At 62.0% G+C, this 22,217-nt stretch carries 19 protein-coding genes; 11 read left to right on the forward strand and 8 right to left on the reverse strand.

Going from position 1 to position 22,217, the window contains the following annotated elements:
• The first annotated feature begins 187 nt into the window (after nt 1-187).
• From HKK57_RS13500 to HKK57_RS13520, 5 genes are read left to right on the forward strand one after another with little or no spacing between them, the layout of a single operon-like run.
• Nucleotides 188-2,242: an oxidoreductase gene (locus HKK57_RS13500; RefSeq protein WP_169390278.1), complete on the forward strand. Its 2,055-nt coding sequence runs from the start codon at nt 188-190 to the stop codon at nt 2,240-2,242.
• Nucleotides 2,243-2,280: 38 nt separating this feature from the next.
• Nucleotides 2,281-3,039, forward strand: a complete 759-nt coding sequence (locus HKK57_RS13505; protein ID WP_070995647.1) for a transporter substrate-binding domain-containing protein — start codon at nt 2,281-2,283, stop codon at nt 3,037-3,039.
• A 17-nt stretch (nt 3,040-3,056) separates the two neighbouring features.
• Entirely contained in the window at nt 3,057-3,773 is a 717-nt protein-coding gene (locus HKK57_RS13510) for an ABC transporter permease (protein ID WP_029292227.1), read from the forward strand.
• Nucleotides 3,770-4,480: an ABC transporter permease gene (locus tag HKK57_RS13515; protein WP_169390279.1), complete on the forward strand. Its 711-nt coding sequence runs from the start codon at nt 3,770-3,772 to the stop codon at nt 4,478-4,480. Before HKK57_RS13510 ends, HKK57_RS13515 begins: the two co-directional genes overlap by 4 nt.
• Nucleotides 4,481-4,489: 9 nt before the next feature.
• Nucleotides 4,490-5,602, forward strand: a complete 1,113-nt coding sequence (locus HKK57_RS13520; RefSeq protein WP_169390280.1) for a succinylglutamate desuccinylase/aspartoacylase family protein — start codon at nt 4,490-4,492, stop codon at nt 5,600-5,602.
• Between the two features lie 2 nt (nt 5,603-5,604).
• Here the strand turns inward: HKK57_RS13520 and HKK57_RS13525 are convergent, their stop codons facing one another.
• The 4 genes from HKK57_RS13525 to HKK57_RS13540 form a co-directional block, all read right to left on the reverse strand.
• A complete protein-coding gene (locus HKK57_RS13525; RefSeq protein WP_029292222.1) occupies nt 5,605-6,159 on the reverse strand; it encodes a tetratricopeptide repeat protein in 555 nt (184 codons plus the stop codon).
• A gap of 225 nt (nt 6,160-6,384) precedes the next feature.
• Complete coding sequence (hemL, locus tag HKK57_RS13530; RefSeq protein WP_029292220.1) at nt 6,385-7,668, reverse strand: glutamate-1-semialdehyde 2,1-aminomutase; 1,284 nt, start codon at nt 7,666-7,668, stop codon at nt 6,385-6,387.
• 17 nt (nt 7,669-7,685) lie between these two features.
• Complete coding sequence (gene thiE, locus HKK57_RS13535) at nt 7,686-8,309, reverse strand: thiamine phosphate synthase (protein WP_029292218.1); 624 nt, start codon at nt 8,307-8,309, stop codon at nt 7,686-7,688.
• A gap of 18 nt (nt 8,310-8,327) precedes the next feature.
• On the reverse strand, nt 8,328-9,125 hold the full coding sequence (locus tag HKK57_RS13540; protein ID WP_038443553.1) for a hydroxymethylpyrimidine/phosphomethylpyrimidine kinase: 798 nt from the start codon (nt 9,123-9,125) through the stop codon (nt 8,328-8,330).
• A 286-nt stretch (nt 9,126-9,411) separates the two neighbouring features.
• Between HKK57_RS13540 and HKK57_RS13545 the strand changes: the two genes are divergently transcribed.
• The 4 genes from HKK57_RS13545 (at nt 9,412) to HKK57_RS13560 (ending at nt 15,855) form a co-directional block, all read left to right on the forward strand.
• A complete protein-coding gene (locus tag HKK57_RS13545) occupies nt 9,412-11,778 on the forward strand; it encodes a hybrid sensor histidine kinase/response regulator (protein ID WP_169390281.1) in 2,367 nt (788 codons plus the stop codon).
• A gap of 88 nt (nt 11,779-11,866) precedes the next feature.
• Nucleotides 11,867-13,513, forward strand: coding sequence for an acyl-CoA dehydrogenase family protein (locus HKK57_RS13550; protein WP_169390282.1), 1,647 nt, complete (start codon nt 11,867-11,869; stop codon nt 13,511-13,513).
• 136 nt (nt 13,514-13,649) lie between these two features.
• Nucleotides 13,650-15,149, forward strand: a complete 1,500-nt coding sequence (gene amn / locus HKK57_RS13555) for an AMP nucleosidase (protein WP_169851182.1) — start codon at nt 13,650-13,652, stop codon at nt 15,147-15,149.
• A 70-nt stretch (nt 15,150-15,219) separates the two neighbouring features.
• Nucleotides 15,220-15,855, forward strand: a complete 636-nt coding sequence (locus tag HKK57_RS13560) for a pseudouridine synthase (RefSeq protein WP_029292210.1) — start codon at nt 15,220-15,222, stop codon at nt 15,853-15,855.
• Here the strand turns inward: HKK57_RS13560 and HKK57_RS13565 are convergent.
• The gene (locus HKK57_RS13565) at nt 15,850-16,059 is read right to left on the reverse strand and encodes a DUF2788 domain-containing protein (RefSeq protein ID WP_029292208.1); all 210 of its coding nucleotides are present in this window, start codon (nt 16,057-16,059) and stop codon (nt 15,850-15,852) included. The two genes, HKK57_RS13560 and HKK57_RS13565, sit on opposite strands and share 6 nt — an antisense overlap.
• Before the next feature lie 142 nt (nt 16,060-16,201).
• Nucleotides 16,202-16,681 carry an Lrp/AsnC family transcriptional regulator gene (locus tag HKK57_RS13570; protein WP_003176264.1) on the reverse strand — a complete coding sequence of 160 codons (480 nt, stop codon included), beginning with the start codon at nt 16,679-16,681 and terminating at the stop codon, nt 16,202-16,204.
• Between the two features lie 417 nt (nt 16,682-17,098).
• On the opposite strand from HKK57_RS13570, the gene HKK57_RS13575 reads away from it, so the two are divergent.
• Nucleotides 17,099-18,097: a DUF6515 family protein gene (locus tag HKK57_RS13575; RefSeq protein WP_104910963.1), complete on the forward strand. Its 999-nt coding sequence runs from the start codon at nt 17,099-17,101 to the stop codon at nt 18,095-18,097.
• On the opposite strand, the gene HKK57_RS13580 is transcribed toward HKK57_RS13575, so the two are convergent.
• Nucleotides 18,094-18,987 (reverse strand): cation diffusion facilitator family transporter, encoded by an 894-nt coding sequence (locus tag HKK57_RS13580; RefSeq protein WP_029292204.1) that lies wholly within the window; start codon nt 18,985-18,987, stop codon nt 18,094-18,096. The genes HKK57_RS13575 and HKK57_RS13580 overlap by 4 nt on opposite strands.
• Before the next feature lie 15 nt (nt 18,988-19,002).
• Nucleotides 19,003-19,422, reverse strand: a complete 420-nt coding sequence (locus HKK57_RS13585; protein ID WP_029292202.1) for a hypothetical protein — start codon at nt 19,420-19,422, stop codon at nt 19,003-19,005.
• 167 nt (nt 19,423-19,589) lie between these two features.
• Here HKK57_RS13585 and hrpB point away from each other — a divergent pair, with 167 nt between their 5' ends.
• Nucleotides 19,590-22,097 (forward strand): ATP-dependent helicase HrpB, encoded by a 2,508-nt coding sequence (hrpB, locus tag HKK57_RS13590; protein WP_169390283.1) that lies wholly within the window; start codon nt 19,590-19,592, stop codon nt 22,095-22,097.
• Nucleotides 22,098-22,217 lie beyond the last annotated feature (120 nt).

Raw genomic sequence — 22,217 nt, forward strand, 5'->3', positions numbered from 1 at the left:
CGTGAGACTTTCCGAACTTCAGCCGCACTTTACGCCTGCTTTTTACTTAATGGGTAATCGAAAAAAAGCGATCCTGAAATGGATCTGCATTCGTATCCTATTGCCCCGTTAAACACTACCCATTAGTTAACGTCGAGTTTTTTTCTAACGCAGCCATCAACGAACTTACTTGTTTGGGAGTAGCCCTGTGCGCGATCCTCGCTATGACGTTCTGTTTGAGCCGGTACAAATTGGCCCGGTGCGCACCCGTAATCGCTTTTATCAAGTTCCCCACTGTAATGGCATGGGCCATGTGCATCCCTCGGCCATGGCACGCATGCGCGGCATAAAGGCCGAAGGCGGGTGGGGTGTGGTCTGTACGGAAGAATGTGAAATCAGCCCACTCAGTGAGTTCTCTCCCTACATTGAGGCGCGCCTGTGGGACGAGCGCGACATTCCGGCGCTGGCACGCATGTGTGAGGCGGTCCACCAGCACGGCTCACTGGCCGGCGTGGAGTTGGCGTTCAATGGCTATTCCGCGCCCAACCGCTACAGCCGGGAAATTCCCTGGGCACCGTCCAATACGCCGGTGCGTGGTTATGACCCGGTACAGGCGCGGGCCATGAGCCGGGCCGATATCCAGCAATTGCGGGTCATGCACCGGGCCGCCGCGCTGCGGGCGCGGGAGGCGGGGTTTGACATTATCTACGTGTACGCCGGGCATGACCTGGGCATGCCGTTCCATTTCCTCACGCCGCGCAATAACCGCCGCACCGATGAGTACGGCGGGGTACTGGAAAATCGCGTGCGGCTGTTACGCGAATTGATTGAGGACACCCGCGATGCCGTGGGTGATCGGTGCGCCGTTGCGGTACGCCTGGCGGTGGATGAACACATGGCTGGCGGCCTGAGTCGCGAGGGCGAAGGTGCTGAGATCTTTTCGATGCTGGCCGACTTGCCAGACTTGTGGGATGTCAACGTTGCCGATTGGTCCAACGACAGCGTGACGGCGCGCTTTGCCTCGGAAGGTTACCAAGAGGCCTTTCTCTTGGGGCTTAAGGCCATGACCCGTAAGCCCGTGGTGGGCGTAGGGCGGTTCACTTCGCCGGACACTATGGTCTCTCTGATCCGCCGTGGCGTGCTGGACCTGATTGGCGCCGCCCGCCCTTCGATTGCCGACCCTTTCTTGCCGAAGAAGATTGAAGAGGGGCGCGCGGAGGAGATTCGTGAGTGCATCGGCTGCAATATCTGTGTCAGTGGCGACCACACCAGCACGCCCTTGCGCTGCACGCAGAATCCGACCATGGGTGAGGAGTGGCGACGTGGTTGGCACCCCGAGTCGGTCAAGTGTGCGCAGCAACCCGGGCGGGTGTTGGTGGTCGGGGCCGGCCCCGCAGGGCTTGAGTGCGCGCGAATTCTGGGGGCGCGCGGGATGGAAGTGGCGTTGGCTGACAGCCAGCGCACGTTGGGCGGGCGCGTAGCGCTGGAGGCAAAACTCCCGGGGTTGGCGAGTTGGGCGCGGGTGATCGACTATCGACTGGATGCGTTGAGCCGTCTGGCATCGGTTGAGATTTATCGGGAAAGCCCGTTGCAGGCCCAGGACGTCCTGGACTTCGCTGCCGAGCATGTGTTTATCGCCACCGGCTCGCACTGGCGGCGGGACGGCCTGGGGCGTTCCCTGCGTCAATCATTATCGGGCCTGGAGTGCCTGCCCGTGCTGACGCCGGACGACCTGATGGCCGGTGTCCTGCCACCGTCGCCGGTGCTGCTGTTCGACGACGATCACTATTACATGGGCGGCGTGCTGGCCGAACACTTGGTGGCGCGGGGCGTGGAGGTGATATTCGTCACTCCGGCGGCGGATGTGGCCGCCTGGACTCACAACACCCTTGAACAACATCGCATCCAGCGGCGCCTGCTGGAATTGAATATCACGATCGTCCCGTCCCATACGCTAGTGCGGTGTACGCCGCAAGGCTTGGTCGCCAGCTGCGTGTACACCGACCGCACACGCTTCATCAGCGCTGCATCGTTGTTGTTGGTTACCTCCCGTGAGCCCGAGCAGGACTTGTATCAGGCCTTGGTCAACGCACCTGAACGGGTGCACGCAGCCGGTATCAGCACACTGAAGTTGATCGGCGACTGCGTGGCGCCAGGCACGATTGCCGCAGCCGTGTATTCGGGGCATCGAATGGCACGAGAGTTTGATGTGCCTGCTGACTCCCTGGTTGTACGCAGAGAAGTCCCCTATATCGAGGTGTAGTTCGTTCCGCTGTTTCATCAATAACGAGGAAGACAATAATGAAAAAAATAATCCTGATGTTATTCGCCGCACTCTTTATGACGTTTCCAACTTTTGCCAACGAGTATGCGGTTATCCGCTTCGGTGCCGATCCCAACTATGCGCCATTTGCCTATAAAGACAATAAAGGAACTTTGGCAGGTTTCGAAGTTGATATCGGTAATGCCATTTGTGAACAGTTGAATGTTCGCTGTCAGTGGGTCGAGAGCGACTTTGATGGACTGGTCCCGAGCCTGAACGCGGGAAAAATCGATGCGATCCTGGCTTCAATGACGGTCACTGACGCGCGACAGAAAGTCATTGATTTCTCCTCGGAGGTCTTTTCCAGCCCTTCCGCCATGGTGTTCCGGCCAGGTACTGAGCTCTCCCGCGGCACTGCCGTGGGTTATTTGCAGGGCAGTACCCAGGAAGCCTACGCCCGGCAAGTGCTGGCGCCGCAGGGTGTGAAAATTGTGGCTTATGCCGATCAGGAGCAGGTGTATGCCGACCTGGTCGCGGGGCGTTTGCAAGCCTCCCTTCAAGATGCGCAGCAGGCACAAAGCGGATTTTTGCGTTCCGCCCAAGGCGCGAATTTCGTGCTGGGACCTTTGATTGAAAGCGAGTTGATGCCCTCCCGAAGCGCCATCGGCATTGCCAAGGGCAATGGCAGGTTGAAAACGCTGCTCGACAAAGGATTGGCCGCGCTCCATGCCGACGGCACCTATGCCCGGTTGCAGGAACACTACTTCCCGGGTGTGGATATGTTCAGCGGTCAATGATCAGCGAGGGCGCAACCATGCTACCTACCTTCACTCAATTCGCCTCGACCCTGGAAGGTTTTGCGCCGTTGTTGCTGCGCGGCGTCTGGGTCACCCTGCAGCTGGCGCTGTTGTCCCTGTTGCTGGGGCTGGCATTCGGCCTGATCGGTGCCGGTGCCAAGCTCTCCAGGGTCAGAACCTTGCGACTCTGCGCGCAGCTCTACACCACGCTGATCCGCGGCGTGCCGGACCTGCTGTTGATGTTGTTCGTTTTCTATGGGGTGCAAACGGGCTTGAGTCGTCTGACGCAAGCGCTGGGCTGGGCCTACATCGAAATCGATCCCTTCGCCGCTGGCGTACTCACTCTGGGGTTTATCTACGGCGCCTATTTCACCGAAACCTTTCGTGGCTCCTTGCTGGCAGTGCCCCGCGGCCAGTTCCAGGCCGCCAAAGCCCTGGGCATGACCTTCAGCCAGGGCTTTGTGCATGTGATATTCCCGCAAATGATGCGGTTCGCGCTGCCGGGACTGGGCAATAACTGGATGGTCTTGCTCAAGGCTACGGCGCTGGTTTCGATCATTGGCTTGGCGGACTTGGTAAAGGTGGCCCAGGTGGCAGGAAAAAGCAGCCAGCAACTGCTGGCCTTTCTGATACTGGCAGGGCTGATCTACCTGTTGCTCAGCAGCATTTCAAACGCCATCTTGCGCTGGTTGGCGCGCCGCTACGGGGCCGGTGTACAGGAGGCTTCAAGGTGATTGAGCTGATCCTGGAATACTGGCGGCCGTTCATCTATTCAGACGGTCAACAAGTTACCGGCCTGGCCATGACCCTATGGCTGACCAGTGCCTCGCTGTGTTTAGGCTTGCTGTTGGCACTGCCGCTGTCCATCGCCAGGGTGTCTGGCCGCCGCTGGCTGCGTTGGCCGGTGCAAGGTTTTACCTATGTGTTTCGCGGCACGCCGCTGTATATCCAGTTACTGATTTTCTACACCGGTATCTACAGCATCGCCGCCGTGCGGGAACAGCCGTTGCTGGACGGGTTTTTCCGCGAGGCGCTGAACTGCACGCTGTTGGCGTTCGCCCTGAATACCGGGGCCTACACCACGGAAATACTGGCGGGCGCCATTCGTGCGATGCCTCGCGGTGAAATCGAAGCCGCACGGTCCCTGGGGTTTGACGGTTGGAAGCTGTATGTCCACCTGATCATGCCTTCGGCCTTGTGCCGCTCATTGCCTTACTACAGCAATGAAGTGATTTTCATGCTGCATTCCACCACGTTGGCGTTCACGGCCACGGTGCCGGACATCCTGAAGGTTGCCCGGGATGCCAACGCCGCCACCTTCCTGACCTTCCAATCCTTTGGTTTCGCTGCGGTTCTCTACCTCGGCGTGACCTTTGTCTTGGTTGGGCTGTTTCGCCTGGCTGAACGACGTTGGCTGCGCTTTCTGGATGCGGGCCGATAGGAGACCGATATGCAGACTCAAAGGCACCCTTTGCTGGCGGGCGTACCGGGTACGACGCGCCAGATCCACAGCTTTCATTACGGCCCGGCCAAGGCGGCGGGCAAGGTGTATATCCAGGCGTCCCTGCACGCCGATGAACTGCCGGGAATGCTGGTTTTATGGCACCTGAAGCAGCAACTGGCGTGCCTGGAAGCGGCAGGGTTATTGCGCTGGTCGGTTGTGTTGGTACCGGTGGCCAACCCGCTGGGGTTGGAGCAAGTGTTGATGGATGTGCCGCAGGGGCGCTTCGATAACGACAGTCGGGAGAACTTCAATCGTTTCTTCCTGGATGTCAGCCAGCAGGTCGGCGATCGCGTGCAAGGCTTGCTGGGCGATGACCCCGCCTGCAATCTGCGACTGATCCGTTCGACTTTGTTGCAAACGCTTGCCAGCCAAGTACCGGCCACGCAGCTGCAATCCATGCGCTTGACCCTGCAAACGCTGGCCTGTGACGCCGATATAGTGCTGGACTTGCATTGTGATTTCGAAGCCGTGCAGCACCTGTATCTGTCGCCGGATTCCTGGCCGCATGTGGAGCCCTTGGCCCGTTACCTGGGCGCCAGGGCCTGTTTTTTGGCCAAGGAGGCAGGTGGGCAATCGTTCGATGAGTGCTTTACGTTGTTCTGGGAGCAGATGCAGGCGCGGTTTGCCGGGTGCTTTTCGGCCCCTGGGTTCGCTGTGACCGTGGAGTTGCGGGGTGTCGCCGATGTGGATCACGGGCTTGCGCGGCAGGATTGCCAGGGGTTGATCAACTACCTGATTCTGCGCGGCGCGATTGATGGCCAGGCGCCGCCGCTTCCGCCCTTGCTCAACCCGCCAACACCGTTGGCGGGGGTAGAGCCGGTGCAGAGCCCGGTGGGAGGCTTGATGGTGTTTTGCGCGCAGGTGGGAGATTACCTGGAAGCGGGGCAGATCCTGGCGGATGTTATCGATCCGATCACAGACCGCGTGACACCCGTCGCTTGTGCGCGGGCAGGGCTCTTATATGTCCGGTCTGTGCGACGAATGGCGACGGCGGGTATGACGATTGCCCATGTCGCTGGCGCGAAGGCCTATCGACAGGGGTATCTGTTATCGCCCTGAAGTCAGGGCAGGGGGGAGAACGGCGAACGCCCATCCGCACTCTGCAATTCCTGCAGGTAGTTGCGGAAAATCTGGCCCAGCACCTGGGTCGCTACTTCCAGTTCATCGCGCTGCATGTGTTCGGCGACTTCGTCGGCAGTGTCCAGCGCGTCTTCGGCGCCGTTGACCGCGGCCATTTTCAGCACGATGTACGCCTGCACGTTATTGGCCGGCACGCCTTCGCCATGGAAGAACATGCTGCCCAGCTTGAATTGCGCCTGGGCATGGCCCTGCAGCGAGGCTTTCTCGAAGAAGCTCAAGGCCTTGTTCAGGTCGCGGGCAGGGTTTTTGTCGTCATAGAAGAATTCGCCCAACTCGTATTGCGCCTGCGCATCCCCACCGTCGGCCAGCGTCTGGCAGGCGCTCAGCGCCTCGGCCTGGCTTTCTGGCTGAGTATTGAGGGTGCAGCGACCCATCGCTGGGATCAACAACGAGTTGCCGCCCGCTTGTGCAAGTGCAAGCAGCGGTTGAAGGAGCAACAGGCAGCCCAGAACCAGGGTGCGGCCGGTGCGTTTCATGGGAATCGACTTACCTCTGACGGGGCGCGTGGAGCCACGTGGGGATCCAATAAGCGCGCATTATGAAATAAGCAGACCTCTGCTTACAAAGTCTTTACTCGTTTTTCTGCTGCGTGGGCAAGTTATCTGCCGGATTGCAGGTGATTTCTCGAAAAAAGAAGGAAATTTCTGTAAGCAAGGTAGCAAATCTGACGCCGCCACGGGCGACGTCAGGTTGTGGCTGGCTTACTTCAGTGCGGCAAAGGCACGTTCGGCGGCGTCCAGAGTCAGCTTCAGCTCGGCGTCGCCATGGGCGATGGAGGTGAAACCGGCCTCAAAGGCACTCGGTGCCAGGTACACACCGCCTTCGAGCATCAGGTGGAAGAAGCGCTTGAACAGGTTGGCATCGCTGCCCATCACATCGTCAAAGGTCACGATGTCGTCGGCGCCACTGAAATACAGGCCGAACATACCGCCGGCCTGGGTCGTGACGAACGGGATGCCCGCCGCATCGGCGCGTTGTTGCAGGCCGTCCAGCAGGCGCGTGGTGTAGTCGGTCAGCTCGGCGTGGAAGCCCGGGCGGCTGATCAGGCGCAGGGTAGTCAGGCCGGCGGCCATGGCCAGCGGGTTACCGGACAGGGTGCCGGCCTGGTAGACCGGGCCCAGTGGCGCGATGTGCTGCATGATTTCGCGCTTGCCGCCGAAGCAGCCTACAGGCATACCGCCGCCGATGATCTTGCCGAAGGTGCTCAGGTCCGGTGTGACACCGTAGTAAGCCTGGGCACCGCCGAGGGCAACACGGAAACCGGTCATCACTTCGTCAAAAATCAACACCACGCCATGCTTGTCGCACTGCTCGCGCAGGCCTTCGAGGAACCCCGGCGCCGGTGGCACGCAGTTCATGTTGCCGGCGACCGGCTCGACAATGATGCACGCCACGTCCTGGCCGACTTCGCTGAGCATTTTTTCGACGGCGGCGATGTCGTTGAACGGCAGGGTCAGGGTGTGCTTGGCAAACGCTGCCGGCACGCCGGCCGAACTCGGTACGCCCTGGGTCAGCAGGCCGGAGCCGGCTTTTACCAACAGGCTGTCGGAGTGCCCGTGGTAGCAGCCTTCGAACTTGATGATGCTGTCGCGGCCGGTGAAACCACGGGCCAGGCGGATTGCGCTCATGGTCGCCTCGGTGCCGGAGCTGACCATGCGCACCATCTCCATCGACGGCACGATCGAGCACACCAGGTCCGCCATCTCGGTTTCCATGGCGGTTGGCGCGCCATAGGACAGGCCGTGCTCCAGTTGCTTGCGCACCGCGTCCAGCACGTCGGGGTGGCTGTGGCCGAGAATCATCGGGCCCCAGGAACCCACATAGTCCACATAGCGCTTGTCATCTTCGTCGGTGACGTAGGCGCCTTCGGCGTGCTTGAAGAACAGCGGGGTGCCGCCAACGCTCTTGAACGCACGCACGGGGGAGTTCACACCGCCGGGGATGTGTTTCTGGGCATTGGCAAACAGGGTTTCGGAACGAGACATGGGCAGGCTCTCTGAATTCAGGATTTAAGGAGTTCGTTGAAGGCGCGGGCGCGGCGCGTCACTTCCTGGGGGCTGTCGGCACCGAACAGGCCGTGGACCACGGCCAGCAGGTCGGCGCCGTGCTCCACCAGAGGCGCGGCATTTTCCAGGGAGATGCCGCCGATCACGCAGATCGGCACCTGCAAGCGGGCGCGGGCCTGGGCCAGCATTTCGAGGGTGGCTGCCGGGGCGCCGGGTTTAGTGCTGGAATTGAAGAAGCGGCCAAAGGCGACATAGCTGGCGCCTTCGCGCGCGGCCTGTTCAGCCAGTTCGATCTGGCTATGACAGGTGGAGCCGATGATTGCATTGCGCCCCAGCAACGCCCGGGCCGGGGTCAACGGGCCGTCGGTCTGGCCGAGGTGCACGCCGACGCCCAGGCGCGCGGCCAGCTCGGCATCGTCATTGATGATCAACTGGGTCTTGTAGCGTGAGCACAGTTCACGCAGGGCCTCGGCTTCGCGCAGGCGGCGGGCCTCGTCGCTGCTTTTATCGCGGTACTGCAGCAAGGTCACGCCGCCTTCCAGCGCAGCTTCGACGTAGGACAGGAACTTACCGGCCAATAGTTGGCTGTCGGTAATGGCATACAGGCCACGTAGTTTCATCGAGCAGGCCCCTTGATATTACGAACAGAAATCCAGTGGCAGGCGACGCGGCACAAACTGCCCCTGGCCCAGTTGTTCGGCGTCCCGCAGGGTGCGCCAAGTGTAATTGAGTGCCGACTCCACGGCGCTGGCCAGGCCTTCGCCCTGGGCCAGGCGACCGGCGAGGGCGCTGGCCAAGGTGCAGCCGGAGCCGTGATAGCTGCCGGGCAGGCGCTGGCAGGTGAAAGTGCGGCGCGTGCCGTCGCGGCTGTACAGGCGATTGTGCACCTCATGCTCGTCGCCGTGGCCGCCGGTGATCAACAGGTGCTTGATGAACGGCAGTAGTTTCTCGGCGCATTCGTCTGCCGTGCCATCGGGCAGTTCGGCGAGGATGCGTGCTTCAGGCAGGTTGGGCGTGGCAATCAGCGATAACGGCAACAGCCGCTCGCGCATCGCATAGCCGACTTCATCCTTGCCCAGGCTGCCGCCGCCACCGGCGCGCAGCACCGGGTCGCAGACTACCGGCAGGTGCGGATGCTGCTGTAGCAGTTCGACCACGGTATCAACCATCACCGTAGAGCCGAGCATGCCCAGCTTGACCGCCGCGACTTCGGAGTCGCCAAGCACGGCGTTGGCCTGGGCCAATACCCACTCACGATCGAGCACGCGGAAGTCACTGACATTCACGGTGTTCTGCACGGTCAGCGCGGTCACGGCCGGGGCCGCGTGACAGCCTTGGGCGAGCAGGGCTTCGATATCTGCCTGCAAGCCGGCGCCACCACTGGGATCATGGCCGGAGAGACAGAGGACAACGGGACGAGAGCTGTAGATATTCATGGTGCGCGAGCTTACCACCAAACGCTTTTTGCGTGGCTGTCGGGCGGCGCCTGTATTTCATGGGGAAATACTTGGAAAGATGGCTACGGGCTATCATTCATTTTCAGCAATTTATGCTCTGAAAGTCCCGTCCTAGAGCCATCCGGAAAATTATTTCAATGGTGTCTTTTGGCCTTTACCGGCTATGCTAAAGTGGATCCAAACAACTTAATGTATCGCCGGTGTACGTCTTCTCAAAAGGAATGGGGGGCTTTTGACATAACCGGACAGGCCACGCTGGGGCTCTATGCGCTATTTGCTGATGTTTCTCTTGTGTGGGCTGCCGCTGCTGGCCGGCGCCGTCGAGTTCAACGAGGCCACCCGAAGCCTTCCCTTGGGCCGGGTCATGCAAGTACTCGAAGACCCAAGTGGTAGCGTCACCATTGCCGATGCCCGTTCTGCGCTAATGGCCACTCGTTACACCCGCCATGATAAAGACACCCTCAATGCCGGCTATTCACGCTCGGCGTTCTGGCTCAAGGTCGACCTGCATTACCTGCCCAAGGATCCCCAGGCCCAGCGCACCTGGCTGCTGGAGCTGGCCTATCCGCCCCTTGATCATCTGGAGCTGTACGTCCCTGACGATGCCGGTGGCTATCGCCTGGCCGGGCGCACCGGGGATGCATTGCCCTTTGCCAGCCGTGAGATTCGCCAGAACAACTACCTGTTCACTGTCGACTTCAAGGCGGGTGAACAGAAAACACTCTATTTGCGCCTGCAGAGCGAAGGTTCGATCCAGGCGCCGTTGACGCTGTGGTCGAGCACTGCGTACCTGGAAGACCAGCCGCTGCGCCTCTATGTGCTGGGCCTGATCTATGGAGTGCTGCTGGGCATGCTGATGTACAACCTGTTCATTTACCTCAGCGTGCGCGACACCAGTTACCTCTATTACATCCTCTATATCGCCTCGTTCGGCATGTACCAGCTCTCGGTGAATGGCGCGGCGGTCGAGTATTTCTGGCCCGACAACCCCTGGTGGGCGAATGCGGCGACGCCGTTCCTGATCGGCGCGTCGGCGTTGTTCGGCAGCCTGTTTGCCCGCAGCTTCTTGCACACCGCCCTCTACAGTCGTTGGCTGGACCGGTTGCTGCTGGTGCTGGTGGGCACGGGGGCGGTGGTGATGTTGTTGTCGCTCATGACCAGCTACGCCCTGGCCCTGCGCCTGGCGACCGCGCTGGCCCTGGTTTTCACCGTGACCATCTTTGTCGCCGGGATCAAGGCCTGGTGCTGCGGCCAGCGCGTGGCGCGGTATTTCATCATCGCCTGGTCGGCGTTCCTGATCGGCGGGGTGGTGAACACGATGATGGTGTTGGGCTACCTGCCCAATGTGTTTCTCACCATGTATGCGAGCCAGATCGGCTCGGCCATCGAAGTCGCCCTGTTGTCCCTGGCCCTGGCCGATCGAATCAACGCGATGCGCGAACAGCAGGCGCAAATCCTGTTTGATGCCAGCCAGAAACTGGAAGTGCTCAACCAGCAACTGGCCCACAGCAACCAGTTGAAAGACGAATTCCTCGCGACCCTGACCCATGAACTGCGCACGCCGATGAATGGGGTGATTGGTTCATTGGAGTTGATGCAGACCGTGCCCCTGGCCGGGGACCTGGCGCAATACCAGCACACCGCCGCCGGCTCGGCGCGGGACATGATGCGCATGGTCAATGGCATCCTCACCCTCACCGAATTGCAAGCCGGCCGGCTCAGCGCGCAGGCGCAAGTGTTCAGCCTGCGCGGGGTGCTCGATACCTTGCGCCAGCAATTCCAGGGTAATGCCCAAGGTAAGGGCCTGGAGTTCTCCATCGATGTGGCGGGGCAGTTGCCCGATCGCCTGGAGGGCGACGCAGGCAAGCTGATGCAGTGCCTGGAATGCCTGCTGGATAACGCGTTCAAGTTCACCCATGAAGGCGCCGTGCGCCTGCGGGTGGTGGGCGTGCCGCGGCCTGATGGTCATCTGGATCTGACCTTTATCGTCACCGACTCCGGAATCGGTTTTGCGCACCTGGATGAAGCGACCCTGTATCAGCGCTTCTTCCAAGTGGATGGCTCGACCACTCGTGAATATGGCGGCCTCGGCATTGGCCTGGCGATCTGCCGGCAGTTGATCGAATTGCTCGGCGGGCGCCTGACCCATCATTCCGAGCCGCGCAAAGGCAGCCGTTTCCAGTTGGAGGTGGCCGTCATTGCGGTGCCACCGGAGCCGGCCCGGGCCGTGGATCTGCACCGCGCACCCCAGGATTGCACGGTACTGCTGGTGGACGACAACAGCGTCACGCAACTGGTCTTGCGCGGCATGTTGCTCAAGCTCGGTTACCGGGTAAAAGTGGCAGACAGCGGCCCCGTGGCCCTGGCCATGCTGCAGGATGGGGCGTTTGATGCGGTGTTGCTGGATGTGCCCGAGGATGGCTTCTCCCTGTGCTGCCAGATCCGGGCCTTGCCCGGCTGCGCTGAACTGCCGGTGATCGGCCTGAGTGACTCCCTGGGCGGCGCACGCCAGCATTGTCATGGCATTGGCCTTTCCGAGCAGTTGCTCAAACCAGTACGTTTTGAGCTGTTGCAGGCCGTATTGCAGCGGCGCCTGCTGTGCCCGCTAGAGGGCGAAAGCGCCGGCAGTTAGGCGCATATGCCACTTTTTTAAGCGCAGTGACGATGCTTAACTGAATTCAAGGCCTCAATCAGCGTGGCCTTTTATCAGGAGGCCCGTCATGAATCTGCACCAGTTCGCCGAAACCCACGACGTCACCAACCAGCCGCGGTCCTTGGACGGCGCTAATCTGTATCGCCTCGACCTGCCCCTGCAGGAATGGTCGCGGCGCTTTGGCGCGGGCTGGGCCGAGGCGCGTATCGATGCCTATGGCGCCTTGGCGGGCGGGCCGCTGATGGAGGCCGGGTTCCTGGCGAATCAGAACAAGCCGGTGTTCAGCAGCCATGATCGCTATGGTCACCGCATTGACCTGGTGGAGTTCCACCCGGCGTATCACCAACTGATGCGCACCGCCGTTGAACATGGCCTGCCGTCGCTGCCCTGGGCCCATCCCCAGGCGGGCGCCCATGTCGCCCGAGCGGCCCTGACCTACCTGCACAGCCAGGCCGAAGCCGGCACGGGCTGCCCGCTGACCATGACCTTCGCCTGCGTGCCGGCCCTGCGCCTGCAACCGGACCTGGCCGACACCTGGCTGGCGAAAATCCTCAACACCGAATATGACCCGCGCAACGTCGGCATCGCCCATAAGGCCGGCGCAACCATCGGCATGGCCATGACCGAGAAACAGGGCGGCACCGACGTGCGTGCCAATACCACCCGCGCTTACCCCGTGGGTGCTGGCGGTCCTGGCCAGCCCTATGAATTGGTGGGGCACAAGTGGTTCTGCTCGGCGCCGATGTGCGATGCCTTCCTGACCCTGGCCCAGACTGACAAGGGCCTGACCTGTTTCCTGCTGCCCCGGCACCGCCCGGATGACACGCGTAACCAGTTCTATATCCAGCGCCTGAAAAACAAACTCGGCAATTGCTCAAACGCGTCCAGCGAAGTGGAATTCCGGGGCGCCCTGGCCTGGATGATCGGCGAAGAGGGGCGTGGCGTACCGACCATCATCGAAATGGTCGCCATGACCCGCTTCGATTGCATGGTCGGTTCCAGCGCCTTGATGCGCCAGGCCCTGACCCAAGCCAGCCATCATTGTGCCCATCGTTCGGTCGGTGGCCGCGTGCTCAGTGAACAACCTTTGATGCAAAACGTCCTGGCCGATCTCGCCCTGGAAAGTGAGGCGGCCCTGGCCTTGAGCCTGCGCATGGGCCGGGCGCTGGACCATCTGGGGGATAAGCAAGAAGCCAAGTTCGCCCGGTTGGTGACAGCCGTGGGCAAGTATTGGATCTGCAAGCGCGCGCCGGCCATGATCAACGAAGCCGCCGAATGCATGGGCGGCGCCGGGTATGTCGAAGACAGCATCTTGCCGCGCCTGTACCGTGAGGCACCGGTCAATTCAACGTGGGAAGGTTCTGGCAACGTGCAATGCCTGGACGTGCTGCGGGCCTTGTCGAAGGAGCCAGGGGTGCTGGAGACATTGTTCGTCGAATTGGGCGATGGGCATGGCGATAAGCGCCTGGCGCGGCATATCGAGCAATTGAAGTCGGCGTTTATGGACACCCAGGACATCCAGTACCGGGCGCGGCAACTGACTGAGGATATCGCCGTGGCGTTGCAGGCTAAGTTGTTGCTGGAGGCGGGCAACGCCAGTGTCAGCGATGGGTTTATCGGCAGTCGGTTGGGTGAGTCGTCGGGGCGGGTGTATGGCACCTTGCCACGAGGTGTGGATGTGCAGGCCATTGTCGCCCGCTCAACCCCTGCCTAAACGTGATCCCATGTAATTGGAGCAGGCAAGCCTGCTCCTACATTTGAACGCATTCCAATTCAGAGGTGGTTAGGTCGGCCTGTGGATAACCAGGCATGCCAATTCAGAGTTTGCGTCTGGCGGCGATGCAGGCAAGATGAAGGCCTGCACGTCAGAACACAGGATGCTTACCGTGACCGAAGCTTTTGTTGTCGTCCAAACCGCCGAAGAGGCCGTGGATCGGCTGGCAGCTCTGCATGAGCGAGCCACCGGCGCGCTCAACCAGGCTCTCAAGCAATACCTCAAGGATCGCGTCGAGCCCGACGCCGCACAACGTGCGCTCTTTCGCTACCCCGAACTGCGGCTGACCTACCACTGCCATGGCGAAGTCCCACAGACCACTCGCGCTTACGCCAAGGTGCAGTTGCCGGGCACCTACAGCGTCACCGTCACCCATCCGGCGGCGTTCCGCAAATACCTGCTGGAACAACTGGTGCCACTGATGCACGACTTCACCGTGACGGTGGAGGTGGGCGTCAGCCAGCAGAATATCCCGTACCCGTACGTGGTGGAGCAGGGCGACGAGTTGGCCGGCTCCGGCGTGACCGCAGCGACCCTGGCGCGGGTGTTCCCGAGCACCGACCTGTCCGCCGCCACCGATGGTATCGCCGATGGTCTGTATGACTGGGAAAACACCGATCCGCTGCCCCTGGCCCTCTTCGATGCGGCCCGCGTGGATTTCTCCCTGCGCCGCCTGGTGCACTACACCGGCAGCGATTGGCGGCATGTGCAGCCGTGGATTCTGCTGACCAACTACCACCGTTACGTCGACCAGTTCATTGTCCATGGCCTGGAACAATTGCGCAGCGACCCACGCTTTATCCGCATGGTATTGCCGGGCAACGTGATCATCGAAAAAGGCATGGACCATGGCGAAGCGTCTGCCATTGCCGCAGGCGTGGTCTGGCACCGTTATCAGATGCCGGCCTACCACTTGCAGGCCAGCGACGGCCATGGCGTGACCCTGGTCAACATCGGTGTCGGCCCGTCCAATGCCAAGAACATCACCGACCACTTGGCGGTGTTGCGTCCCCATTGCTGGCTGATGATCGGTCACTGCGGTGGCCTGCGCCAATCCCAGACCATCGGCGACTATGTGCTGGCCCATGCTTACATGCGGCGCGACGGCATTCTCGACCGCGTGGTGCCGCCGAACATCCCCATCCCGGCGCTGGCCGAAGTGCAGATGGCGTTGCAGCAAGCGGCGGCCAACGTCACCGGCGAGAAGGGCGAAGAGCTGAAAAAACGCCTGCGCACCGGCACCGTGTTGACCTACGACGACCGCAACTGGGAGCTGCGCTGGGCCCAGGAACGGCCGTTGATCAACCTGTCGCGTGCGGTGGCGGTGGATATGGAAAGCGGCACCATCGCCGCGCAAGGCTACCGTTTGCGGGTGCCTTACGGCACCTTGCTGTGTGTGTCGGACAAGCCGCTGCACAGTGAAATCAAGTTGCCAGGTTCGGCCAACGCGTTCTATGAGCGGGCCGTGAGCCAGCACTTGAAGATCGGCATCGAGGCGGTGGACTTGTTGCGCACCGAGCTCAACTCGTTGCATTCGCGCAAACTGCGCAGCTTTGACGAGCCGCCGTTCCGCTAAATAGCAGGGTGGTTATTTAACGGTCAGGCCACTAGCATGGTCGGTCCTGACCGTTAGATATTCCGTTGCCATGTCCCGTCCTGCCCGTCCCGACTCGCGCCGCCCTGGCGTGAAACCTCCACATGCCGCTGCTCGCCGTGTCGCCAAGGCGCCGCCGGCCGAGCCGAAGTTGATCCTGTTCAATAAACCCTTCGACGTGCTGACCCAATTCAGTGACGAAGGCGGGCGCGCGACCCTCAAGGATTTCATTGATATCCCCGGCATCTACCCCGCCGGGCGCCTGGATCGGGACAGTGAAGGCCTGTTGCTGCTGACCAACGATGGCCAGTTGCAGGCGCGGATTGCCGACCCCAAGCACAAACTGGCAAAGACCTACTGGGTACAGGTGGAAGGCGAGCCCACCGAGGAGCATCTGCAACGCCTGCGCGCGGGGGTGGAGTTGAACGACGGCATGACCCTGCCGGCCCAGGCCCGGCGACTGGAGGAGCCAGAACTGTGGCCGCGCAACCCGCCGGTGCGGTTTCGTAAAAACCTGCCGACCTATTGGCTGGAACTGGTGATTCGCGAGGGGCGCAACCGCCAGGTGCGGCGCATGACCGCCGCCGTGGGCTTGCCGACCTTGCGCCTGGTGCGGGTGAAAATCGGTGATTGGTCGATTGAAGGCCTGGACCAGGGCCAATACCGCGAAGTGCCGGCGCGCTTATAACGCCCCGGATTCGATCAGGCCGATCACCACGCTCTTGATGATGAACGCGGCCACGCCCAGGCCCAGCACGAAGAACAGAATCATCGAGCCAAAGCGCCCGGCTTTGGATTTCTTCGCCAGGTCCCAGACGATAAAGCCCATGAAAACGATTAGGAGAGTGACCAGTCCGGTCATCATCCACTCTTCAAACAGCACGGGGTCAATCGAATTCATTGGGCAGTTTCCGACAAAGGCAGGCGCGCAGTATAAGGCAAGGCGGCAGGTGCAACGTTGACCTGCGTCGGTGCGTCGCACCCAGGTGTCACTGCCTGAGCGCGCTCAAAATGTAGGAGCTGGGTGGTGAGTCTTAGGTACGCAGGTGAGTCAACGGCAACTCGGTGCTGTTAAGCACCTGGTTGAGCACGAAGCTTGAGCGCACGCTGGTCACCCCTTCAATCCGGGTCAGGTGGCCCAGCAGCAGTTTCTGATAGTGATCCATATCCGGCACCACCACTTTCAACTGATAGTCGGCATCCATCCCGGTGACCAGGCTGCATTCCAGTACTTGCGGCAAGGTGCGGATGGCCGCTTCGAAGTTCTCGAAACGCTCGGGGGTGTGTCGGTCCATGCCGATCAACACGTAGGCCGTGAGGCTTAGGCCAAGCATCTTGCGGTCGAGCAGGGCGACCTGGCGCGAGATATAGCCGTCGTCTTCCAATTGCTTGACCCGGCGCGAGCAGGGTGACGGCGACAGGCCGATCCGCTCGGCCAGCTCCTGGTTGGAGATCCTCGCGTCGCGCTGTAATTCCGCCAAAATACTCAGGTCGTATCGGTCAAGTTTGCTCATGGGGATGGCCTTTGTCGTAACTATTGCTGTGAATTATCTATCCAGGGTTAAAAATTGCGCAAGCACTGTTTATTGACGCAATCTTCGCAATCATCTGTCGGCGCCTCACGCCTATGATTACCAACAGAATCACTGCCCGGACATAGAGTCCACTGCAGCCCGCCCAATCAGGCCGGCTGCGGCCCGCCAACCCCACCGGGTTGGGCCGGCCCCCGGGCTGCACACTGTCCACAAGACGGCGTGAGGTGAGCCAACGTCATAAGCGTTGAGCCAGGACGAAGTTCTCAAGGGGCGACCGACGGGTCGCCCCTTTTCTTTTGCCGGCGAAAATTGTTCTGGCGACTGATAACCTGTTGCAGAACCGGGCCCGGCTTTTCCAGTCTCATGCACAGGCCCTAATCCGCAGTGAGGAATAGCATGAAGCGCATCTGGCGTTTGGCAGGTGTAGGGGTGTTGATGGTCACCTTCGGCACGCAGTTGATGGCCGACGAACGAGACAACTCACCACGGCAGGGGCAAGGCCCGCAGGGCGGTGACGGGCAGCGAGAGCGAGGGCATTCAGCCAACCCGCCGCGCCCGGAGCACATCCAGCCAAGCCCGCAGGGTGAGCGCGGCGGCCAGAATGGCCAGTGGCAGGCGCGTCCGCAAGGCCACGAAGCACCACGCCCGGCGCCCCAGGCCGGTAGCAACCTGCCAATCCAGGGCCGGCCCGATTCCGTAGGCCAGACCCAGGAGCCGCGCCAGGGCAATTACCGTGACATTCCCAGGCGCAACGACGGCAACCCGCATTGGCAAGCCGGCGGCCCCGGCTCGCGCCCAGGCTACAACGGCCACCCCAATGACAATCGCTGGCCAGGCCGTCCCGACGGGCATGGCAATGGCTGGGGCCCCGGCCCGCAATATCGGCCGGGCTACACGGTGGACCGCTTCCCCGACCGCAATTACCGCGTGCCCTATCGCGGCCAGGATTATTTCTTCTCGGGTGGTTATTGGTATCGGCCCCAAGGCCCGCGCTATGTAGTGGTCGCGCCACCCTACGGGATTCGTGTGCATTACCTGCCGGACTATGCGCGGGAAGTGTGGGTAGGCAGCGCGCTGTTTTTCCTCGCCGCTGGCGCCTACTACAGCTACGAGAGCAGTACCCAGCAGTACGTGGTGGTGCAACCGCCGGTGGCCAGCCTGCCGCCGCAGCCGGCGCCCCAGGGCAATGGGTATGACGTGGTGGCCTATCCCGCCAACGGTCAATCGCCTGCCCAGGTGCAGCAGGACGGTTACGATTGCTATCGCTGGGCGGTGCAGCAGAGTGGCTTCGACCCGCAGACCGTCACCTACGCGCCTGCGCCGGCGGTGGTGCAAACCTACCGCCAGGCCCAGGGCAACTGCCTGGGCAGCCGCGGCTATCAGGTGACCTACTAAGCCTTGTTGCCGGTGACCACTTCCAGCGGGTCGGCGTGCACCAGCACCTCGGCCCGTGGGTAGGCCTGATGGATGGCATCGGCGGCCTGGTCGCTGATGCCGTGGGCCACCGACAGGCTCAACTCTCCCGGTAACTCCAGATGCAACTGCACAAACCAGTGGTTGCCGGAAATCCGCGTGCGTAAATCATGGGCACCCAATACGCCGGGCACGCCACGGGCCAGTTCGAGCATGTGCTGGCTGACTTCGGCCGGCAGTTCCTCGTCCATCAGCACGGCAAAGCTTTCCCGGGCGATCTGGATCGCGCTCCACAAGATGTAGGCGGCGATCCCCAGGCCAAACCAGGCATCGACTTGATGCAAGCCAAAAGCCGCCAGCACCAGCGCCAATAGAATGCTGCCATTGAGCAGCAGGTCCGACCGGTAGTGCAGCGAGTCGGCGCGCACCGCGTTCGAGCCGGTTTCGCGGATCACCCGGTGTTGCAAGATCAGCAGCGCTACGGTCAGCGCCAGCGACAGCACAATCACCGCGATACTCAGCCATGGCGCGCCCACCGGTTCCGGGTGCTGCAAACGCTGGTAAGCCTGGAAGGCGATCAATACTGCACTGCCGGCGATAAACAGCGCCTGGGCCATGCCCGCCAGGGATTCTGCCTTGCCATGCCCATAACGGTGATCGTCATCCGCCGGGCGCAGCGCGTAATGCACCGCCAGCAGGTTGAGCAGCGACGTCACGCCGTCGAGCAGCGAATCGGTCAGCCCGGCGAGCATGCTCACCGAACCACTGAACCACCATGCGACGGCTTTACCGATAATCAGGATGCTGGCCACGCCGACCGAAGCGCGGGTGGCCAGGCGCAAGAGGCGGGCGTGTTCGGTGCTGGTGCTCATGGGGCAATCAAATCCTTACGCGGCAGGTTGCAGGCCCAGAGACGCGAGTTGTTGCACGCTGCCCTTGAACTGGATCAGGCGTGGGTCGTCCAGCGGCAAGCTGCGGCCGGTTTCGTGTTCGATGATGGTTTGCAGCTTGGTGTTATCCACTTTGCCGTCGGCACCGATGGCTTCTTGCAGCTTCTCGGGGGCCACTTGTGCGCTCTTGCCCGGCTCGAAGTAAATCGCGCCGGTGGCGAAGTCCACGCCAAAGGCGATCAGGCCGGGGATCACGTAGAACAGCAGGCCGACCGCATCGAGCACGGCAATCGCCGGGTCGATCTTGCCGTCGATCTGGCCACGGCGATCAGGATAGAAAATCGAACCGCAGGCCGTCAGTTGGCTCAACAGGGTGACGGCCAGAACACCGCCGATGACACGGGAAGCAATACGCATGGGATTCTCCTGAACTTGTATGGGGTGACTATAAAGCAGATCTACCGCGCGCTACCCCTCTAATGTGGGGGCCAGCGCCTACTTTTAGTCGCATTCCAATTGGAGGCGGCACTCCACCGATATCCAGCAGTTCGCCGTTATACTCGCCGCTCTGCCTTGGAGCCAGTATGAATTCGTTGCCAATCGATGATGTTTTACCCGCCTTGCGTGAAGCCTTGGCGACGCGCCATGAAGCCGTGCTCGAAGCACCGCCCGGCGCCGGTAAAACCACGCGGGTGCCGTTGGCGCTGTTGAATGAAACCTGGCTGGCCGGGCAAACCATCCTGATGCTTGAACCCCGCCGGCTCGCCGCCCGTGCCGCCGCCGAGCGGTTGGCCAGTGAACTGGGGGAGAAGGTCGGGGAGACCGTTGGCTACCGTATCCGCCTGGACAGCAAGGTCGGCCCCAATACCCGTATCGAAGTGGTCACCGAAGGCATCCTCACCCGCCGCCTGCAGGATGATCCGGCACTCGATGGCGTGGGCTTGCTGATCTTCGACGAATTCCATGAGCGCAGCCTCGACGCCGACCTGGCATTGGCCCTGAGCCTCAATGGCCGCGAGTTGTTTCGCGACGAGCAGCCGCTGAAAATCCTCCTCATGTCTGCCACCCTCGAAGGCGAACGCTTGTCGGGTCTGCTGGACAACGCACCGATCCTGCGCAGCGAAGGTCGCATGTACCCGGTGCAGATGCGCTGGGTGCGGCCATTCCAGCCCGGTGAGTTTATCGAGCCACGGTTGGTGCAGACCATCCTTGAAGCCCTGCACGACGAAACCGGCAGCGTGCTGGTGTTCCTGCCGGGGCAGGCGGAGATTCGCCGGGTCAATCAACAGCTGGCCGACGCCCTCGGTGAGCGCAGCGATGTGCTGCTCTGCCCGTTGCATGGCGAGCTCGACCTGACAGCCCAGCGGGCGGCTATCGACCCGGCACCCGCCGGCAAGCGCAAGGTGGTGCTGGCCACCAACATTGCCGAGACCAGCCTGACCATCAATGGCGTGCGAGTGGTGATCGACGCCGGGCTGGCGCGGGTACCGCGCTTTGACCCCGGTAGCGGCATGACCCGTCTCGACACCCAGCGCATCTCCCGTGCCAGTGCTACCCAGCGCGCAGGCCGGGCCGGGCGACTGGAGCCAGGCGTGTGTTATCGCTTGTGGTCCGAAGACCAGCATGAAGCGCTGGCGGCCTATGGCAGCGCGGAAATTCTCTCGGCGGACCTTGCCGGCCTCGCCCTGCAACTGGCGCGCTGGGGCGTGACGCCGACGCAGTTGGTCTGGCTTGATGTCCCGCCCACCGCCGCCTATGCCCAGGCCCAGGATTTGCTGGAACGTTTGGGCGCGTTGAAGGACGCGACCTTGACTCCCCACGGGCAGAAAATGGCCAGCCTGCCGGCGCACCCGCGCATCGCGCATTTGTTGCTGCGGGGGCAGGACCTGGGGCTGGCGAACATGGCGTGTGATGTTGCCGCGCTGCTGGGCGAGCGCGACATCTTGCGTGGCGCCGGTGCGGACTTGCACAGTCGCCTGGCGTTGTTGTCCGGCGAGGAGCGCGCCCGTGGCACCCAGGGTGGCGTACAGCGGGCCAGGCAATTGGCCCGGCAATATCGCGGCTATCTGAGAGGCAAGGCCGAGCGGCCGGTGGCCGATCCCGATCACCCGCGTTGGCTTGGGGCGTTGCTGGCGCTGGCCTACCCGGACCGGGTGGCGCAGCAGCGCCGTGCGGGCGGTGCGGAGTATCGCCTGGCCAACGGTCGCGCCGCGTTGTTTGCAGAGGCCGACAGCCTGATGAAACAAGCATGGTTGGTGATTGCCGACCTGGGCAGCCGGCAGGGCCAGCGTGAAGAGCGGATCTACCTGGCCGCGGATTTTGATCCGGCGCTGTTCGATTCGGTATTGGCCGAGCAAGTGCGCTTCTTCGATCAACTGGATTGGGATGAGCGCGAGGGCGTGTTGCGCGCTGAACGCCAGCGCAAGGTCGGTGAGCTGATCCTCAGCCGCGAGCCGCTGACAGGCCTGGACGAGTCCGCCCGCAGCCAGGCGCTGGTCAACCTGGTGCGGCGCAAAGGCTTGGAACTGCTGCCCTGGACCCCTGAACTGCGCCAGTGGCAGGCCCGCGTCATGCTGCTGCGTCAACTGGATGCCGGCAAGCCCAGTGAGTGGCCCGACGTCAGCGACAGCGCCTTGCTCGCCAGCCTGGAACATTGGTTGATGCCGTACTTGGGCAAGGTCTCGCGCTTGAGCCATTTCGCCAACCTGGATGTTTCCAGCTTCCTGCATAACCTGTTGCCCTGGCCGCTGCCCCAGCGCCTGGACGAACTGGCGCCCCATCATTTGAAAGTGCCTTCGGGCTCATCGGTGCGCCTGGACTACAGTGAGCAGCCGCCGATTCTTGCGGTGCGCTTGCAGGAGCTGTTCGGCCTGGCCGACACCCCACGCATCGCCGGTGGGCGGCAGGTGGTCAAGTTGCACCTGCTGTCCCCAGCACGGCGGCCGGTGCAGGTGACCCAGGATCTGGCGAACTTCTGGCGCAGTACCTACGCCGAGGTGAAGAAGGATCTGAAGGGGCGGTATCCCAAGCATTACTGGCCGGATGACCCCTTGGTGGCAGAGGCGACTGCGCGGATCAAACCGCGCAAGTAATCCCGATCAAGATCTAACTGTGGGAGCTGGCTTGCCTGCGATGGCAGTGGGTCAGTTAGCCAGGTGCTGGATGACAGACCGCTATCGCAGGCAAGCCAGCTCCTACACGAACCCTATTCC

The sequence above is a fragment of the Pseudomonas sp. ADAK21 genome (assembly GCF_012935735.1).
GTDB lineage: Bacteria > Pseudomonadota > Gammaproteobacteria > Pseudomonadales > Pseudomonadaceae > Aquipseudomonas > Aquipseudomonas proteolytica.

What these genes read in the sequence shown, in the direction of transcription:
- HKK57_RS13520 (WP_169390280.1), top strand. Translation starts at nt 4,490, where the DNA reads ATGCAGACTCAAAGGCACCCTTTGCTGGCGGGCGTACCGGGTACGACG.
- HKK57_RS13560 (WP_029292210.1), top strand. Translation starts at nt 15,220, where the DNA reads ATGTCCCGTCCTGCCCGTCCCGACTCGCGCCGCCCTGGCGTGAAACCT.
- HKK57_RS13585 (WP_029292202.1), bottom strand. Translation starts at nt 19,422, where the DNA reads ATGCGTATTGCTTCCCGTGTCATCGGCGGTGTTCTGGCCGTCACCCTG.
- HKK57_RS13550 (WP_169390282.1), top strand. Translation starts at nt 11,867, where the DNA reads ATGAATCTGCACCAGTTCGCCGAAACCCACGACGTCACCAACCAGCCG.
- HKK57_RS13510 (WP_029292227.1), top strand. Translation starts at nt 3,057, where the DNA reads ATGCTACCTACCTTCACTCAATTCGCCTCGACCCTGGAAGGTTTTGCG.
- HKK57_RS13570 (WP_003176264.1), bottom strand. Translation starts at nt 16,681, where the DNA reads ATGAGCAAACTTGACCGATACGACCTGAGTATTTTGGCGGAATTACAG.
- amn (WP_169851182.1), top strand. Translation starts at nt 13,650, where the DNA reads ATGAAGGCCTGCACGTCAGAACACAGGATGCTTACCGTGACCGAAGCT.
- HKK57_RS13575 (WP_104910963.1), top strand. Translation starts at nt 17,099, where the DNA reads ATGAAGCGCATCTGGCGTTTGGCAGGTGTAGGGGTGTTGATGGTCACC.
- HKK57_RS13580 (WP_029292204.1), bottom strand. Translation starts at nt 18,987, where the DNA reads ATGAGCACCAGCACCGAACACGCCCGCCTCTTGCGCCTGGCCACCCGC.
- HKK57_RS13525 (WP_029292222.1), bottom strand. Translation starts at nt 6,159, where the DNA reads ATGAAACGCACCGGCCGCACCCTGGTTCTGGGCTGCCTGTTGCTCCTT.
- thiE (WP_029292218.1), bottom strand. Translation starts at nt 8,309, where the DNA reads ATGAAACTACGTGGCCTGTATGCCATTACCGACAGCCAACTATTGGCC.
- HKK57_RS13505 (WP_070995647.1), top strand. Translation starts at nt 2,281, where the DNA reads ATGAAAAAAATAATCCTGATGTTATTCGCCGCACTCTTTATGACGTTT.
- HKK57_RS13545 (WP_169390281.1), top strand. Translation starts at nt 9,412, where the DNA reads ATGCGCTATTTGCTGATGTTTCTCTTGTGTGGGCTGCCGCTGCTGGCC.
- hrpB (WP_169390283.1), top strand. Translation starts at nt 19,590, where the DNA reads ATGAATTCGTTGCCAATCGATGATGTTTTACCCGCCTTGCGTGAAGCC.
- hemL (WP_029292220.1), bottom strand. Translation starts at nt 7,668, where the DNA reads ATGTCTCGTTCCGAAACCCTGTTTGCCAATGCCCAGAAACACATCCCC.
- HKK57_RS13540 (WP_038443553.1), bottom strand. Translation starts at nt 9,125, where the DNA reads ATGAATATCTACAGCTCTCGTCCCGTTGTCCTCTGTCTCTCCGGCCAT.